The sequence below is a fragment of the Rhodococcoides kroppenstedtii genome (assembly GCF_900111805.1).
Lineage (GTDB): Bacteria > Actinomycetota > Actinomycetes > Mycobacteriales > Mycobacteriaceae > Rhodococcoides > Rhodococcoides kroppenstedtii.
Genome location: NZ_FOJN01000001.1, coordinates 159233 through 176020 on the forward strand (window position 1 = coordinate 159233; position 16788 = coordinate 176020).

At 69.9% G+C, this 16788-nt stretch carries 15 protein-coding genes and 1 riboswitch; of the genes, 7 read left to right on the top strand and 8 right to left on the bottom strand.

Annotated features, from left to right (window positions below; all coding sequences use genetic code 11):
- Positions 1-94 precede the first annotated feature (94 nt).
- Positions 95-1900: an AMP-dependent synthetase/ligase gene (locus tag BMZ18_RS00785; protein ID WP_074921673.1), complete on the top strand. Its 1806-nt coding sequence runs from the start codon at positions 95-97 to the stop codon at positions 1898-1900.
- Here the strand turns inward: BMZ18_RS00785 and BMZ18_RS00790 are convergent.
- From BMZ18_RS00790 to BMZ18_RS00810, 5 genes are all read right to left on the bottom strand, one after another.
- Positions 1888-3012, bottom strand: a complete 1125-nt coding sequence (locus tag BMZ18_RS00790; protein ID WP_068365848.1) for a glycosyltransferase family 4 protein — start codon at positions 3010-3012, stop codon at positions 1888-1890. The two genes, BMZ18_RS00785 and BMZ18_RS00790, sit on opposite strands and share 13 nt — an antisense overlap.
- A gap of 17 nt (positions 3013-3029) precedes the next feature.
- Positions 3030-4283, bottom strand: coding sequence for a peptidase MA family metallohydrolase (locus BMZ18_RS00795; RefSeq protein WP_068365842.1), 1254 nt, complete (start codon positions 4281-4283; stop codon positions 3030-3032).
- Between the two features lie 35 nt (positions 4284-4318).
- Positions 4319-5338, bottom strand: coding sequence for a C40 family peptidase (locus tag BMZ18_RS00800; protein WP_068365847.1), 1020 nt, complete (start codon positions 5336-5338; stop codon positions 4319-4321).
- A 284-nt stretch (positions 5339-5622) separates the two neighbouring features.
- Entirely contained in the window at positions 5623-6207 is a 585-nt protein-coding gene (locus BMZ18_RS00805; RefSeq protein WP_068365841.1) for a C40 family peptidase, read from the bottom strand.
- A gap of 17 nt (positions 6208-6224) precedes the next feature.
- Positions 6225-6389, bottom strand: a riboswitch (cyclic di-AMP (ydaO/yuaA leader).
- 115 nt (positions 6390-6504) lie between these two features.
- Entirely contained in the window at positions 6505-6738 is a 234-nt protein-coding gene (locus tag BMZ18_RS00810) for a hypothetical protein (RefSeq protein ID WP_244516368.1), read from the bottom strand.
- A gap of 200 nt (positions 6739-6938) precedes the next feature.
- On the opposite strand from BMZ18_RS00810, the gene BMZ18_RS00815 reads away from it, so the two are divergent.
- Both BMZ18_RS00815 and BMZ18_RS00820 read left to right on the top strand, forming a co-directional pair.
- Positions 6939-8675 carry a DEDD exonuclease domain-containing protein gene (locus tag BMZ18_RS00815; protein ID WP_068365846.1) on the top strand — a complete coding sequence of 579 codons (1737 nt, stop codon included), beginning with the start codon at positions 6939-6941 and terminating at the stop codon, positions 8673-8675.
- 48 nt (positions 8676-8723) lie between these two features.
- A complete protein-coding gene (locus BMZ18_RS00820) occupies positions 8724-8999 on the top strand; it encodes an Lrp/AsnC family transcriptional regulator (RefSeq protein WP_068146699.1) in 276 nt (91 codons plus the stop codon).
- A gap of 20 nt (positions 9000-9019) precedes the next feature.
- On the opposite strand, the gene trpD is transcribed toward BMZ18_RS00820, so the two are convergent.
- Both trpD and BMZ18_RS00830 read right to left on the bottom strand, forming a co-directional pair.
- Positions 9020-10063, bottom strand: a complete 1044-nt coding sequence (gene trpD, locus BMZ18_RS00825; protein ID WP_068365839.1) for an anthranilate phosphoribosyltransferase — start codon at positions 10061-10063, stop codon at positions 9020-9022.
- 57 nt (positions 10064-10120) lie between these two features.
- Complete coding sequence (locus BMZ18_RS00830) at positions 10121-10600, bottom strand: hypothetical protein (RefSeq protein ID WP_068365838.1); 480 nt, start codon at positions 10598-10600, stop codon at positions 10121-10123.
- Positions 10601-10877: 277 nt separating this feature from the next.
- Here BMZ18_RS00830 and ctaE point away from each other — a divergent pair, with 277 nt between their 5' ends.
- The 4 genes from ctaE to qcrB all read left to right on the top strand — a co-directional run bounded on the left by ctaE (position 10878) and on the right by qcrB (position 15412).
- Positions 10878-11492: an aa3-type cytochrome oxidase subunit III gene (gene ctaE / locus BMZ18_RS00835; RefSeq protein ID WP_068100383.1), complete on the top strand. Its 615-nt coding sequence runs from the start codon at positions 10878-10880 to the stop codon at positions 11490-11492.
- A 79-nt stretch (positions 11493-11571) separates the two neighbouring features.
- On the top strand, positions 11572-12453 hold the full coding sequence (qcrC, locus tag BMZ18_RS00840; protein WP_068100381.1) for a cytochrome bc1 complex diheme cytochrome c subunit: 882 nt from the start codon (positions 11572-11574) through the stop codon (positions 12451-12453).
- Positions 12450-13688: a cytochrome bc1 complex Rieske iron-sulfur subunit gene (qcrA, locus tag BMZ18_RS00845; protein WP_082895225.1), complete on the top strand. Its 1239-nt coding sequence runs from the start codon at positions 12450-12452 to the stop codon at positions 13686-13688. Before qcrC ends, qcrA begins: the two co-directional genes overlap by 4 nt.
- Entirely contained in the window at positions 13685-15412 is a 1728-nt protein-coding gene (gene qcrB / locus BMZ18_RS00850; RefSeq protein ID WP_068100378.1) for a cytochrome bc1 complex cytochrome b subunit, read from the top strand. The genes qcrA and qcrB overlap by 4 nt, the downstream gene beginning before the upstream one ends.
- A 958-nt stretch (positions 15413-16370) precedes the next feature.
- Here the strand turns inward: qcrB and BMZ18_RS00855 are convergent.
- Positions 16371-16787 (bottom strand): cytochrome c oxidase subunit 4, encoded by a 417-nt coding sequence (locus BMZ18_RS00855; RefSeq protein WP_068100376.1) that lies wholly within the window; start codon positions 16785-16787, stop codon positions 16371-16373.
- Position 16788: the final 1 nt, after the last annotated feature.

The following is a 16788-nucleotide window of genomic DNA, read 5'->3' on the forward strand; positions in this document are numbered from 1 at the left end:
TCTCGTCCGAACCGCGTGATCGGTCCGACCGGGCGCATCCCGCCGATTCCACCCCGATCACACCCCCGACCACCCCCGACCACCGGAGCCGTCCGTGCGTGAATACCGCGTCCCCGCATCGTTCTCCGTCGACGACGACGATTCCGCCGTCGACTCCGTGTTCGCGCACGAACGGTCGCGCCCGAACGCCGTCGTCTATAGCCGTCAGGGACGGTCGTGGACCGACGTCACGGCGGCCGACTTCGCCGCGCAGGTGCGCGCCGTCGCCAAGGGTTTGATCGCGTCGGGCGTCGAGCAGGGCGACCGCGTCGCCCTCATGTCCGCCACGCGATTCGAGTGGCCGTTGCTGGACTACGCGATCTGGGCGGCGGGCGCGGTCACCGTGCCGGTCTACGAGACGTCATCGGCCGTTCAGGTGCGCTGGATCCTCGAGAACTCCGGCGCCCGGGTCGCGATCGTCGAGACGGTGGCGCACTCGAACATCCTCGCCGAGGTCCTGCCCGACCTCCCGCACGTGGAGCACACGTTCCAGATCGAGGTCTCGCCGGAGAAACAGGGCGCCGTGGAGGTTCTCACCGAGGCGGGCGCCGACCTCGGCGACGACGCGGTGGCCGCCCGCGTGGCGGCCCTGAAGTCGTCGGACCCGGCGACGCTGGTCTACACCTCGGGCACCACCGGTCGGCCCAAGGGCTGCGTCCTGAGCCACGCGAACCTCCTCGCGGAGAGCCGCGGCATCGCGGCCAGCGCACTCGGCGAGATGTTGACCGAGGGGCGCACCACGCTCATGTTCCTGCCCATGGCGCACGTGCTCGCCCGAGCGGTGTCCATCGCGGCGTTCGACCGGGGCGCGACGCTCGGCCACACCGCCGACATCCCCCGACTCGTCGAGAGCTTCGGGGCGTTCCGTCCGCACTTCATCCTCTCGGTGCCCCGCGTGTTCGAGAAGGTCTACAACACGGCCCGTCAGAAGGCGCACGGCGACGGCAAGGGCAAGATCTTCGACGCGGCCGCCGACACCGCCGTCGCGTACAGCCGGGCTCTCGAGAAGTCCGGTCCCTCACTGGTGCTGCGCGCCAAGCACGCGCTGTTCGACCGGCTCGTCTACGGCAAGTTGCGGGCGGCGCTCGGCGGGCAGTGCGAGCTGGCCATCTCCGGCGGTGCGCCGCTCGGAGAGCGTCTCGCACACTTCTACCGCGGCCTCGGCATCACCATCTACGAGGGTTACGGCCTGACCGAGACCACCGCCGCCGCGGCCGTGAACACACCGGGCAACCAACGGATCGGCACCGTCGGCAAGCCGCTGCCCGGCAACGCCGTGCGCATCGCCGACGACGGCGAGATCCTGCTGTCCGGCGGCGTCGTCTTCGGCGGCTACTGGAAGAACGACGACGCGACGGCCGAGGCGCTGACCGACGGCTGGTTCCACACCGGCGATCTGGGCACCGTCGACGACGACGGGTACATCGCCATCACGGGCCGCAAGAAGGAGATCATCGTGACCGCGGGCGGCAAGAACGTCGCCCCCGCCGGTCTCGAGGACTCGCTGCGGGCGAGCCCGCTGATCGGCCAGGCGATGGTCGTCGGCGACCAGCGTCCGTTCATCGGCGCGCTCATCACCGTCGACCCGGAGGCATTCCCCGGGTGGAAACAGCGCAACGGCAAGGACGAGTCGGCGACGGTCGCCGATCTGACCACGGACCCGGACCTCGTCGCCGAGATCGACGCGGCCGTCGCCGAGGCCAACAAGACCGTCTCGCACGCCGAGGCCATCAAGAAGTACCGCGTGCTCGCGGTCGACTTCACCGAAGAGGGCGGCGAGCTCACCCCCACGATGAAGCTCAAGCGGAACGTCGTCGCCGAGTCCTACGCGAGCGACATCGAGGCGCTCTACAGCAAGTGAGCCAACCGGGCCGCGAGGTCGTCCCACCGCCACTCGGTGGTGACGAACTCGCGGCCCGCGGCGCCCATCGCGGCCGCGGCGTCGCGGTCGCGCAGCACCTCGACGACGGACCGAGTGACGTCGTCGACATCCGTGCCGTCCACCGTCCGCCCCGTCACGCCCTCGATCACCGTCTCCGGCGCGCCGCCCGAGCGACCGGCCACCACGGGAACCCCGGACGCCGACGCCTCGAGGAACACGATCCCGAGGCCCTCGACGTCGAGTCCGGCACCGCGAGTGCGGCACGGCATCGCGAACACGTCGGCGATCGTGTGGTGGGCGGCCAGTTCGTCCGCGGGAACCGACCCGGTGAACACCACGTGCTCGGCCACCCCGCACGCCGTCGCCAGCCGTCGGAGCGCATCGCCGTACGGTCCGCCGCCGACGATGACCAGCACCGCGCCGTCGATCTGCTCACGGATGCGGGCCAGCGCTCGAATCAGAACGTCCTGACCCTTGCGCGGCACCAGCCGTGACAGGCAGAGGACGGTCGGGCGGTCCCCCAGCCCGTAGCGGGCGCGGAGCTCCGCACGAGCGGCGTCGTCGGGGCGGAACACCGTCGAATCCACGCCGGGCGGCACGTGCTCGAGCGCCGCATCCGATCCGAAGGCCGACGCGAACCGTCCCCGGGTGTAGCGACTGACGTAGGTGACGACGTCCGTGGTCGACCCGATGCGCCGCAGCGTCTGTCGCGCCGCGGGCAGCATCGACCACCCCACCTCGTGCCCGTGCGTCGACGCCACCACGCGCGACGCGCCCGCCCGGCGCAGATGCGGACCCAGCACCGCCAACGGCGCCGCGGCGCCGAACCACACCGTCTCGCACCCCCGCTCCCGCACCAACCGAGCCGCTCGACGCGCGACGAGCGGCGTGGGCAGCATCAGCGTCGTCGGGTGCCGCACCACCTCGAACGGCTGCTCCGCGTCGAACCGCACGTGCGTGTCCCCACGCCACCGCGGCGCGTAGACGACCAGGCTCTCCGGGGGCAGGAGCCGCGCGAACGTGTGCAGGTAGGACTGGATCCCCCCGCGGCGAGGCGGGAAGTCGTTGGTGACCAGCAGGGTTCGGCGCACCGACCAACCGTAGACCGTCAGGCGGACCCCGCCACTCTCCCTGCGACCCAGTTGCCCCACTCCATCAGGAACCTCTCCGTCGGCAGACCCAGCGTTGCCGACAGGGCGGCGTCGAGGCGCGTCGGGTCCGTGGGACCGCCGGCGAGCGCGCGGTAGAGCGCGAGCAGCCGGGCTTCGCCGAACCGATCCGCGACGAACGACGCGACCGACCACGCCGACTCGTACGCAATGGACCCGCGCGATCCCCCGGCGCCGAAATCGTCGTCCTCCGGCAACACCGTCGGCGGCCCGCCGACCCGCACCACCGCGGTCAGCGTCGGGGCGATCTGCGCGAACTCCAGCCCGGAACCCCGGTACCCGGAGTAGTCCGCGACCCCCTCGAGCACCCACAGCGGAGCACCCTCCCCGGTGATCGTGCGCAGCGCCACGTGCGTCAGTTCGTGCTGGAGCACCGTGCGGCGGGTCGAGTCGGTCAGCCGCTCCGGCGCGGACGCGCCGAACACCACCCGCTGACCGGTCACCAGACCACCGCGCACCGGGTCAGCGATGGTCGACGCCGCCACGGCGGGCGTCGTCGACCCGTTCGCCAGCGCTGTGAACTCCACGTCCGACCCGGCGACCGTCACCACGGCGCGGCGACTCCAGCCCTCGCCCGCGAAGTCCGTCACGGCGGCGACCGCGGCGGGAAGGTCGGCCGCCAGCGCCTCGAGGAACGCCCGCTGCTCGGGGTGACCGACGACGATCGAGGTGGTCGACCCGGTCGGCACCCGCAACGTCTCCACCGGGCCGAAGTCCCAGGGCCCTCGCCACGTCGTACGGCCGTACTGCGGCAGATCCGCATCCGACACGATCCGCCACTCGTCGCCGCGGCGAGCGACGACCAGCGACACGTCGCGGCGCGTGGGCGCGGTGTCGGCGTCGGCGTAGGCGTAGCGCAGAGCCACCCGCGGGGCCCAGACCTCGGTCGCGTCCACAGCGTCCGCCAGGTCGGGCGGCACCGGAGTCTCCGGTTCGTCGAGAATCTCGTATCCGAAGTCGGACAGCGGCACCGTCGCCACCACGTCGGCGCGGGCCACCTCACGCTCGGCGAACGCTGGATCGGCGGCGGGGTCGAGGACCGCGCGGACGGCGTCGTCGTCACCCGATCGGACCGCGGTAGCCCATCGATCGAGGAGGTCGCCGACCGCGGCGCGTCGTTGCTCGTCCGCGCTCGGCGCAGCCGCGGGTCGATCGGGTTCGACGGCGGGCTCGGCGCACGCGCCGAGCAGCATCAGAATCAGCAGCGCCGCGAGAGCGCGCGTCGCGGTCAGTATCGGCGGGCGCCGTAGAACGGCCAGGACGCCATCGACTCGACCCGCACGGGGACGCCGAAGGTGCTGGCGTGTAACACGTTTCCGTTACCGGCGTAGAGCCCGACGTGCGTGGCGCCCGGATAGAAGAGCACCAGGTCGCCCGGCTGCAGGTCCTCCTTGCTCACCGGGGTTCCGCCGGCCGCCTGCGCCTGACTGGACCGCGGCAGCGTCTTGCCGACCTGCTTGTACGCCCAGACGACGAGCCCGGAGCAGTCGTATCCGTCCGGCCCGGTGGCGCCCCACACGTAGGGCTTGCCGATCTGCGTGAGTGCCGCCTGCAGCGCCCCCGCCTGCGATCCGGGCGTCAAGGAGTTCAGGATGACCGAGGGGTCGAACCCGGGCGGGAACGCCGACCCGGCGAGCTGGGCCTTCTCGTCGGCCGAGAGGGCTCCGAACGCGGCGACGACATCCGCGATCTCCGTCTGCAACGTGCTCTGCTTGCTCTGCAGATCGTCGCTGACCGCCTTGGCCTGCTCGGTGGCGGCGCGGGCGTCCTCGGCGGACCGGGCCGAGGCCTGCTCGGCGGCGGCCGCGGCGTCGGAGGTCGCGCGGAACCCGTCGACCACGGCGGCCGTGTCCTTGGAAATGACGTCGAGGGCCGCCATCTGGTCGAGAAGTTGTTGCGGAGAATCACTGATCATCACCGCGAACAGGCGGTTGGTGCGTGCGCCCTGGTAATTCGCGCGGGCGATCTTGTCGACGTCCGGGCGCAGGGTGTCGAGCTGCGCGCGGGCGGCGTCGGCGGCGGCGCGGTCGGCCGCCAGCCGGTCCTCGGCCTCGCGCTGCGCGGCGGTCTTCGCGTCGAGCTCAATCTGCGCGTTGTGCATCGCCTCGGTGGTCAGCTCCGACTGGTGGGACAGGTCCGCCAGTCGGGCCATGGCCTCGGAGGCCGACGTACCGGGTACGGGGTCTGCCGCGGCCGGGGCAGCGGTGAGATCGGACGCGGCCGGAGCCACGGCCACGGCGGCGGCCATGGCCACGGCGACTGCGAGACCACCGACGGTGCGACGGAACGGGGCCGGAGACGACACGGGCGGAGCTACTCCTTCGTCGAGTGCCGGACATCCGGCTGCCGAGGGGTGTCGATCGACGGGACGCCGGGGGCGCCCGGGTCGATCACGAGCAGGTTACGACGCCGCGGAGTTCCCGTCCCGGCTTCCGGAAACCTGGCAGGAATCGGGCTCGACGTCGTGAGAAACGACGAAAACCGAACCGGTGGTCGGCTCGGTCTTCGTCGATCGTCTCGTGGGTCGAGCGATCAGGCGTAGCGACGGGCGCCGTCGTACGGCATCGACGACAGCGGCACGACCTTGACGGGCTGGCTCTCGGTCGACGCGTGGACGACGTTGCCGTTGCCCACGTAGATGCCCGAGTGCGAGCCGCCGTAGAAGGAGATGACGTCGCCCGGCTGCAGCGCGTCCTGCGACACGGGGGTTCCGGCGGCGGCCTGGTCGTAGCTGGTACGGGGCAGCTCGATACCGGCCTGCTGGTAGGCCCACTTCACGAGGCCGGAGCAGTCGAAGGCGTTGGGGCCGGCAGCACCCCAGACGTAGGGGGCGCCGACCTTGCTCTCCGCGGCCTGCGCGGCCTGGGCTCCGGCACTCAGGACGGGAGCCGGCGCGACGGGAGAGGGGATCTGCGGCAGCGCAGGAGCCTGCGGCAGCGGGGGCAGCTGGCTCAGGATCTGGTCCGGAACCTCGACGGTGCCGATGCCGGGGATCTCGACGGGCGCTGCGAAGGCGGGGGCAGCAGGAACTGCGATGGCGCCGGCCGTGAGGGCGCCGGCGACGAGCACGTTGCGGACGGGCCGCGTGGCAGTGCTGGGCTTGCGGTGTTTCGCCACGAGAAAGAGGTACTCCGTTTCTTCCTGTCATCCGCCGACCGAGTTAGCTGACGGGTTCGGGCTGGGAAGATCAGCCCTACCCGGCGAGACGCTGTCGCGTCGCGTCGGGATTCACCCCGGTGTAACGGTGGGTTCCCGGCTCGGACGCCCGGAAGAGGCGTCCGATTGAGCGGTGACATTGCGACGCAGTCCGCGGGTGGATCTGCTCGACTCCGCAATGTCTCGGAAAGATTACGAAACCGTCTCCGCGATGTCGAGTCGGCTCGTGACGTGTCGCAAAACGATCACGGTCGCCGACTACCCGGCGACGTGCTCGGACCCGTGCCCCGACCCACCTGCGGCCCTGCCCGTCGTCCCGGTTCCACCCCCGCGAACCAAACGCAGCCGAGGGATCAGGCCCCCGTCGGCGAGCACCCGCATCGCCTCCTGTTCGTCCTGCTCGAGCCGCAATCGGCGGGCATGGGCGAGCCCGCCGACGGGCGCGACGTCCGACCCCGACGGCACCGCGGGCACGCCCAGGAGCACCGACATCACGCAGTCCGAGCACGCGTCTCCACGCACTGAGCAGTCGCCGCAATCGACAATCATGTGATCTCCGTCTCATCGTGATGGTGGGCCGTCCGGGTGGTGTCACAACGGCTCCGTGACCGACGAGGCGGACGCTAACCCCACCCACCGACACGATCGCGACAGGACGGTCGCTGTCGGTGGCCCGTTCTACGGTGCGCGGCGTGGGAAGAACGAGACCGGACGGCGGGGTCGCCGTCGACGGACAGCTCGCGTTCGACGAGCTGGACACGCCGCTGCGGGACACCACGTTCGTCGTGGTCGACCTCGAGACCACCGGGGGTCGTCCGGGCGAGGACGCCATCACCGAGATCGGCGCCGTGAAGATCCGGGGCGGTCGCGTGCTGGGCGAGATGGCCACCCTCGTCGATCCCGGCCGCAGCATTCCGCCCGCCATCGTGCAGCTCACCGGTATCACCTCCGCGATGCTCGTCGACGCCCCGCGTATCGAGCGGGTGCTGCCGGCGTTCCTGGAGTTCTCGCGCGGCTGCGTGCTGGTCGCCCACAACGCGCGGTTCGACACCGGCTTCCTGCGCGCGGCCGCCATGCGCATGGATCTCGCCTGGCCACGGTTCCAGGTGCTCTGCACGGTGCAGCTGGCCCGGCGGGTCCTCACCCGTGACGAGGCCCCGTCGGTCAAGCTGTCCTCGCTGGCCACCCTGTTCACCTCGTCCACCCGGCCCACGCACCGGGCGCTGGACGACGCTCGCGCCACCGTCGACGTCCTGCACGGTCTCATCGAACGGGTGGGCAACCAGGGGGTGCACAGCTACGCCGAACTCGTCGACTACCTGCCCACGGTCACCGCGGCGCACCGCGCCAAGCGGACGCTCGCCGCAGGACTCCCGCACGCACCGGGGGTGTACCTGTTCCGGGGCCCGTCGGACGAGGTGCTGTACGTCGGGACGTCGAAGAACCTCCACCGTCGGGTGCGGACCTACTTCACCGGCTCCGAGACGCGGGGGCGGATGAAGGAAATGATCTCGCTGGCCACGCGGGTGGACCACGTCGAGTGCAGCCACGCCGTGGAAGCGGGGGTGCACGAGTTGCGTCTCATCAGCGCCCACACGCCGCCCTACAACCGGCGGTCGAAGTACCCGCGCAAGGGATGGTGGGTCGCGCTCACCCGCGAGTCGTTCCCGCGGCTGTCGGTGGTGCGTACCCCCGCCGCCGGGGCGATCGGCCCGTTCGCCCAGCGCACCACCGCCGTCGAGAGCGCCAACTTGATCGCCGAACACCTCCGCCTCCGCTCGTGTACCCGTCGCATCCGCGCCGCCGACGTCCATCACTGCGAACCGGAGGCGGTCGGCGGGTGCACCGCGGCCGGGGAACCCGCCACCGCCGCCGAGTACGCACCCCTCGCCGACGCGTTCCGCCGCTTCGCCGACGGCGCGGACCTCGCGGTGATCGAGGAGGCCGTGGCGCGCATCGACGCCCTGTCCGAGGACCTTCTGTTCGAGACCGCCGCCCGCCTGCGTGATCGCACGGCAGCGTTGCTGACGGCGCTGCGGACGGTGCAGCGCCTCGGCGCACTCGCCGCCGTAGGGCAACTCGTGGCAGCACGGCGCGCCGAGGACGGCGGCTGGGAGTTCGTGGTGGTCCGGCACGGCCGGCTCGCCGCCGCGGGCGTGTCACGACGTGGCGTGGCCCCGATGCCGGTGGTGGAGGCCCTGATCGCCGGGGCGGAGACCGTGATTCCCGACGACACTCCCCTGCGCGGCACCACCCCCGAGGAAGTGGCACTCCTCGCCCGGTGGCTGGACTCGGGCGGCGTCCGCATCGTCGACGTCACCGACCGGTGGTCCGAGCCCGTCGGCGGAGCCGGTCGGTGGGCCCCCTGGGTCGCCACCGTGCGGGACGTGGGACGCCGCGAGCGAGAACGGACGATGGCGTGGGCGTGAGCGCGGAGACGGCCGTACGCGAGTACGCAGGCGAACTAGGCTGGCGCCATGATCACCGCCATCGTTCTGATCCATTCCGAGGTCCACACCATCCCGGAGACCGCCCGCGCGGTGGCGGACGTCGCGGGAGTCACGGAGGTCTACTCCTGCGCCGGCGACGTCGATCTGATCGCCGTGGTCAAGGTCCGGTCGCACGACGAGATCGCCGACGTCGTCACCGAACGCATCAACCGCATCGCCGGTGTCGTGCGCACCGACACGCACATCGCCTTCAAGTCGTACTCCAGCGCCGACGTCGACGCCGGGTTCTCGATCGGCGAGTAGGTCCGGATCGGTCGCGCCTCTCAGGACGCGGTGAAGGCGGCCCAGCGCTCCAGCAGCGCCGCCGCCGCCCCGGAGTCCAGTGCCTCTCTCGCGGCGGTCGTCGCCTCCGCGAGGGCATCCACCAGCGGGCCCTCGACGCCGCGATGAGCCGCGATGGCGCCCGCCGCGTTCAGTATCACGGCGTCACGTACCGGGCCGCTCTCGCCGGCGAACACCCGTCGGGCCACCGCCGCGTTGGTGTCGGCGTCGCCGCCTCGCAGCTCCTCCAGCGACACCCGCGCCACCCCGAGATCCCGCGGATCCAGGATCTCGGTCCGGATCTCGCCGCCTCCCACGATGCGCACCGTCGTCGTGGTCGACGTGGTGATCTCGTCGAGCCCGTCGTCCCCGCGCACCACCAGCACCGAGTTCCCGCGCGTCGCGAACACCCCCGCGACGGTGTCCATCAGATCGGGAAACGCACAACCCACCAGTCCGGCGCGCGGGGCGGCCGGGTTGGTCAGCGGCCCGAGCACGTTGAACACCGTCGGGATGCCGATCTCCTTGCGGGCCGCCGAGGTGTAACGCAGCGCGGGGTGGAACACCGGCGCGAAACAGAACCCGATACCCAGCGCGCGCACGCTGTCGGCGACGCGCTCCGGCCCCTGGTCGATGCGCACGCCCAGCGCCTCGAGCACGTCGGCTCCGCCGCTCTTCGACGACGCCGCCCGGTTGCCGTGCTTGACCACGCGAACACCGGCCGCGGCGACCACCACGGACGCCATCGTCGAGATGTTCACCGTGTTCGAGCGGTCGCCGCCCGTGCCCACGATGTCGACGACGTCGTCGTCGATCGGGACGCGGCGCGCGTGACCCAACATCGACGACGCGAGGCCACCCAGTTCCGCGGCAGTCGGGCCCTTGATCTTCAGCGCCACGCCGAACGCCGCGATCTGCGCCGAGGTGGCGTTGTCGGACATGATCTCGTCCATCGCCCAGGCCATGTCGTCCGCCGTCAGGTCGTGTCCCGAGGCCAGTTCCCCCAGGACGGCCGGCCAGGTCCTCGGCACGTGCGGCGCGTTCATGGGCGCGAGCCTAATGGGCGTCGATCCACCTCGAACGCCGGATCCCTGGTCCGCCGATCACGAGGACACGGCCGCGGCCGGGTCGGGTTGGAGAGCGTCCCAACCGAGCACCCGACCGCCTCGACGCTGCGCCAACCCCGCCATCCGGGACCGTTCCTGCGAGCAGTGCAGCGCGTCGAGGACCTGCACGCGCTGCAGGACCAGGACTGTCAGGTCCTCGCCCGGTCCGGGGGCGACCGGCGGGGTGTCGGCGAGCGGGCCGGACGTCGCCTCGGCGTAGTCGTCCTGCCCGGCCACGGCGACGGCATCCGCGACGTGCTCGGCCGGCAGCAGCAGATGATGCCGCAGGACCGCCTGCTCCTCGGAACGCCAGGGCGGCGGTGTGGACGCGGCGCGGTCGAGCGTGACCGAGCACGCCTCGACGTCGTCGAAGCACGACGCGACGACCACCAGGTCCGCACGGGTGGGGTCCAACGGCGCCGGATCACCACCGCCGAACAGACGCCGCCACCACCGGCCGGATCGCTTCTCGGTCATCACCCGAGGTTGCCAGACGGCGCCTCCCGCGGTGCCGAATCCCGTCGACTCTCGACCACCGATCGAGAGTCGGCCGTCTCGTTCGTCACGTCCGCCGAAAAACTTTTCGCACCCCCGTCCACCGGGGCCGACACCGCCTACTGGACTGAAAGTCCAGTACCGGGGCTCGAGACCGGCAGTCTCGCGCCCGTTTGGTACGCGCGCGCGAACGACGACCGACCCGCCGTCCGCACACCCGGCTATGCCATCCGTACTACGACGAGTCATACTTGCGAACGTGACGAGCGCAGTAGGTACTTCGGGAACAGCCATCACCCAGCGTGTCCACTCGCTGAACCGGCCGAACATGGTCAGCGTGGGCACCATCGTGTGGCTGTCCAGCGAGCTGATGTTCTTCGCCGGTCTCTTCGCGATGTACTTCGTCGCGCGCGCGCAGGCGCCGGAGGGCCAGTGGCCGCCGGAGCCCACCGAACTCAACCTCGCGCTCGCCGTACCCGTGACGGCCGTGCTGATCGCCTCGTCGTTCACCTGCCAGCTCGGCGTGTTCGCGGCGGAGCGCGGCGACGTCTTCGGCCTTCGCCGGTGGTATGCGATCACCCTCGCGATGGGCGCGTTCTTCGTCCTCGGACAGGGCTACGAGTACTACCACCTGGTGCACGAGGGCACGTCGATCTCGAGCAGCGTCTACGGCTCGGTCTTCTACATCACCACCGGCTTCCACGGCCTGCACGTCATCGGCGGTCTGATCGCCTTCGTCTTCCTGATCGCGCGCACGCTCGTCTCCAAGTTCACGCCCGCACAGGCCACCGCGGCCATCGTCGTGTCGTACTACTGGCACTTCGTCGACATCGTCTGGATTGCTCTGTTCGCCACGATCTACTTCATCCGCTAGCCGACCGCGCATCGAATCTTCCGATGACAGCCTCATCGGTCTCGTCCGACAAGCCGTCCCGACACGACAAGGGATACAGATGAGCTCCTCACCCCCCTCCACCTCCGGTGACGACGTCACCGGGACCGACGGTGCCGCCGACACCGCCGCGGCGGTCAAGGCGCGTCGTCGGCGACGCACCCGTCGTCGGGTCAGCGGTGCCATGGCGCTGTTCATGGGTCTCGTGGGTGCCGGCTTCCTGGCCGCTGCCCTGACCCCCAGCGCACAGGTCGCGACCGCGCAGGAGGACACCGCCGCCATGGTCCGCAAGGGCCAGCAGATCTACGACACGTCCTGCGTGACGTGCCACGGCGTGAACCTGCAGGGTGTGCAGGACCGCGGACCGTCGCTCATCGGCGTCGGCGAAGCCGCCGTCTACTTCCAGGTGTCGTCGGGCCGCATGCCGATGGCCCGAAACGAGGCCCAGGCCGAGCGGAAGCCCCCGAAGTACAACGAGGAGCAGGTCGACGCTCTCGGTGCCTACATCCAGGCCAACGGCGGCGGACCGACCGTCGTCCGCAACGCCGACGGATCCATCGCGCAGGAGTCCCTGCGCGGCGGCGACGAGGCCCGCGGCAGCGAGCTGTTCCGGCTCAACTGCGCGTCCTGCCACAACTTCACCGGTCGCGGCGGCGCGCTCTCGTCCGGCAAGTACGCGCCGATCTTGGATCCGGCCAACGAGCAGCAGATCTACCAGGCCATGGTGACCGGCCCCCAGAACATGCCCAAGTTCTCAGACCGGCAGCTCACGCCGGAGGAGAAGGCGGACATCATCGCCTACGTCAAGTCGTCGTCCGAGACCCAGCCTCCCGGCGGGTACGGACTCGGCGGCTTCGGTCCCGGTACCGAGATGATCGCCATCTGGGTCGCCGGCATCGGTGCAGTCGTCGCAGCAGCATTGTGGATCGGAGTGAGGTCATGAGCGACGAGGGTCGCAAGGACGGCGACGGAACCGCCGGAACCGACGGAACGGACGCGAGGGCTTTCGACCCCGACCGGAAGTACACCGACGAGGAACTGTCGGCCATGAGCCGCGACGAGTTGGTCGCTCTCGGCACCAATCTCGACCACGTCGACGTGGCGTTCCGTCGCCACCGGTGGCCCGTGCCCGGCACCAAGGCCGAGAAGCGCGCCGAGCGCAACGTCGCCCTGTGGTTCTTCCTGGCCGGCCTGTCGGCGATCTCCTTCGTCGCGATCTATCTGTTCTGGCCCTGGCAGTACGCGGGAATGGGCGAGGACAACTACGGCCTCTACAGCCTGTACACACCGCTGATCGGCCTCACGATGGGTCTCGCGATCATCTTCGTGGGTGTCGGAGCGGTGCAGTTCACCAAGAAGTTCATCCCCGAAGAGGTCTCCATCCAGGACCGCCACGACGGTGGCTCGTCCGAGGTGGACAAGAAGACCGTGGTGGCCGAGCTGTCCGACTCGTTCGAGACCTCCACCCTCGGTCGCCGCAAGATGATCAAGCGCAGCCTGGTCTTCGGTGGCGGCGCGCTCGGCATCATGTCGGTCCTCCCCCTCGGCGGGCTCATCAAGAACCCGTGGGCCGAGGGCGACGACTCCCCGCTGTGGGTGTCGGGCTGGACGCCGAACTACCCCGGCGAGACCATCTACCTTCGTCGCTACACGGGTCGCGTCGACGACGTCGTCCTGGTTCGCCCCGAGGATCTCGACGCCGGCGCCATGGAGACGGTGTTCCCGTTCCGCGAGTCCGAGCGCGGCAACGAGGAAGAGCTCTCGCACTCTCTCAAGGGCATCCGTAACGCCGTCATGTTGATCCGTCTCCGCACGGAGGACGCCGATCGCGCCGTCAAGCGGGTCGGACAGGAGAGCTTCAACTACGGCGACTACTTCGCCTACTCGAAGATCTGCACCCACCTCGGGTGCCCCACCTCGTTGTACGAGCAGCAGACCAACCGCATCCTCTGCCCGTGCCACCAGTCGCAATTCGACGCGTTGGAGTACGGAAAGCCGATCTTCGGACCGGCCGCCCGCGCTCTTCCGCAGCTTCCCCTGACGGTCAACGACGAGGGCTACCTCGTGGCCGCGGGTGATTTCATCGAGCCGCTCGGCCCCGCTTACTGGGAACGTCCGGCCGGAGTACACGAGCCGGAGAGCGCATCTGCGGCCTCGTCATCGGAAGGTGCACGATGAGTCCATCCATCGCCACGTTGGCCGCGAAGCAGGCGGAGGGAGTCGACTCCCGCTACCACCTGTCGTCCGGCCTCCGTCGTCAGATCAACAAGGTCTTCCCGACGCACTGGTCGTTCCTGCTCGGTGAGATCGCGCTGTACAGCTTCATCATCCTGTTGCTGTCGGGCGTGTACCTCACCCTCTTCTACGACCCCTCCATGTCGGAGACGATCTACGAGGGCGCCTACGCTCCCCTGCGCGGCGTCGAGATGACCAAGGCCTACGCCACCACCCTGGACCTGTCGTTCGAGGTGCGCGGCGGTCTGTTCATCCGCCAGATCCACCACTGGGCCGCGCTGCTCTTCGCGGCGTCGATCATCGTGCACATGATGCGCATCTTCTTCACCGGTGCGTTCCGTCGTCCGCGTGAGGCCAACTGGGTCATCGGCTCGCTGCTGCTCATCTTGGCGATGTTCGAGGGCTTCTTCGGCTACTCGCTCCCCGACGATCTGCTGTCCGGCACGGGCCTGCGCGCCGCGTTCTCCGGCATCACCATCTCGATCCCGGTGATCGGTACCTGGATGCACTGGCTGATCTTCGACGGGGACTTCCCGGGCACGATCATCATCCCGCGCCTCTACGTCGCCCACGTGCTGCTGTTGCCGGCCATCATCCTTGCCCTCATCGCCGCTCACTTGGCGCTGGTCTGGTACCAGAAGCACACGCAGTTCCCCGGCCCCGGCCGGACCGAGACCAACGTCGTCGGCGTGCGCATCCTGCCCGTCTTCGCCGTGAAGTCCGGTGCGTTCTTCGCCATGACCTTCGGCGTCCTCGCCGTCATGGGTGGTGTTCTGCAGATCAACCCGGTGTGGAACCTCGGTCCGTACAACCCGGCCCAGGTCTCCGCCGGATCGCAGCCCGACTTCTACATGATGTGGACGGACGGCCTCGCTCGACTGTGGCCTGCGTGGGAGCTGTACATCGGCAACTACATGATCCCCGCCGTGTTCTGGGTGGCCGTGATCATGGGTGCGGTCTTCGCGATCATGATCGCGTACCCGTGGATCGAGAAGCGGTTCACCAAGGACGACGCGCACCACAACCTGCTGCAGCGTCCGCGCGACGTGCCGGTGCGTACCGCGGCCGGCGCCATGGCGATCGCGTTCTACGTCGTCCTGACGCTCTCCTGCGTCAACGACCTCATCGCGTACAAGTTCTCCATCTCGCTGAACGCGATGACGTGGATCGGCCGCATCGGCCTGCTGGTGCTGCCGCCCATCGTGTACCTGATCACCTATCGCTTCTGCATCGGCTTGCAGCGGAGTGACCGTCAGGTGCTCGAGCACGGCATCGAGACCGGTGTGATCAAGCGTCTGCCGCACGGCCAGTACGTCGAGATCCATCAGCCGCTGGGACCGGTCGACGAGCACGGACACCCGATCCCGCTCGAGTACCAGGGTGCTGCCATCCCGAAGAAGATGAACAAGCTCGGAACGGCCGGCAAGCCCGGCTCCGGCAGCTGGTTCACCCCGGACTCGGACGAGGAGCACCGCCTGCACGAGGAGCTCGCTCACAAGGGTGAGCACGACCAGCTCACCATGCTCCGCACCTACCAGGCGAAGGTCCTGGCGCAGGGCAACGGGCACTCCCACGGCAACGGCTCGTCCAACGGCAACGGGCACGCTCCTGACACCAACGGCTCGTCCAACGGCAACGGCCACGGTCCGGAGTCCAACGGACACTGATCCCGGTCCAGCCGACAGGCGTCACCCCACACGGGGTGGCGCCTGTCGGCGTTTCGGAGGACCCCTCCCCTCCCCCACCCCCTATTCTGCTGCGCTGCGCAGCCCCCGGTGCGCAGCGCCAAAGGATCCGCGCGACTTCCAGCAATCCGCGTCGGCTGCAACACCAGCGGACAGCTGGAACGCACGCGGATCGCCGCCGGGGCCGCAACGTACACGCGCCCGGCGGGTGTTTCCGCTTCTCGCAGCACCGACAGGCGCTCCCGCCATCGATCCGCGTGACCTTCAGCAATCCGCTGGTGTTGCAGCCGACGCGAATGCCTGGAACCGGCGCGAATCGCCCACCCAGGGGCCCGCGACAGCCGCAGCACAGCCCCCGCCGCGCAGCCCAGCCACACGGGGGCGATTCGCTACCCCTCCAGCCACCTGCGCCTACTGTCGGCTCCGGTCGAAAACCGAGCATGTAGTCCGGTCGAAAAGTGAGCACTCATCTCGACGATGGAGGAGTGATCACTGTGGAGGACTTGGGCGTTGCTTCGTCGGCTGCAACGCCAGCGGATGCCTGGAACCGGCGCGAATCGCCCACCCAGGGGCCCGCGACAGCCGCAGCACAGCCCCCGCCGCGCAGCCCAGCCACACGGGGGCGATTCGCTACCCCTCCAGCCACCTGCGCCTATTGCAACACCCGCGGATGCCTGCAACCCGCGCGGATCGCCCGCCACGGGGTCGCCGGAGCCGCTCCCCCCACAGGTGCCCCCGCTAGCCCGGCCACCGATCCGCACGACTTCCAGCAATCCGCGCCAGCTGCAACACCAGCGGATGCCCGAAACCCACGCGGATCGCCCACCCAGGGGCCCGCGCCAGCACCTGCGGATCGACTGACCCGGCCGAGAGCGCACGAACCCCACCGACGCCGAACGCCCCCGAACCGGTCGGTTCGGGGGCGTTCAGGGACAGCGCGTCAGTGCTTCTCGGGTCCGACGTGGTACTCGAACACCAGGCCGGCAGCGGCGCTGATGATGGCGAGGGCACCGACCGCGAGCATCCAGGGCTCGTAGAAGGCGAAAGCCAGGGCCATGAACGCACCGGACGCGGCCAGCACGATGGGCCAGAAGCTGCCCGCGCTGAAGAAGCCGAGGTCACCGGCGCCGTCGGCGATCTCCGCGTCGTCGTAGTCCTCCGGGCGCGTGTCGAGACGGCGAGCCACGAACCGGAAGTACGTGCCCACGATCAGCGTCAGGCCCGCCGACAGAGCGATGGCGGTGAGGCCGGCCCACTCGACGCCCGTGCGCGAGAAACCGGTGAACACGCCGTAGAGGATGCCGACCAGGATGAAGAAGAGGGTCAGGATCTCGAAGAGCTTGGCTTCGATCTTCATC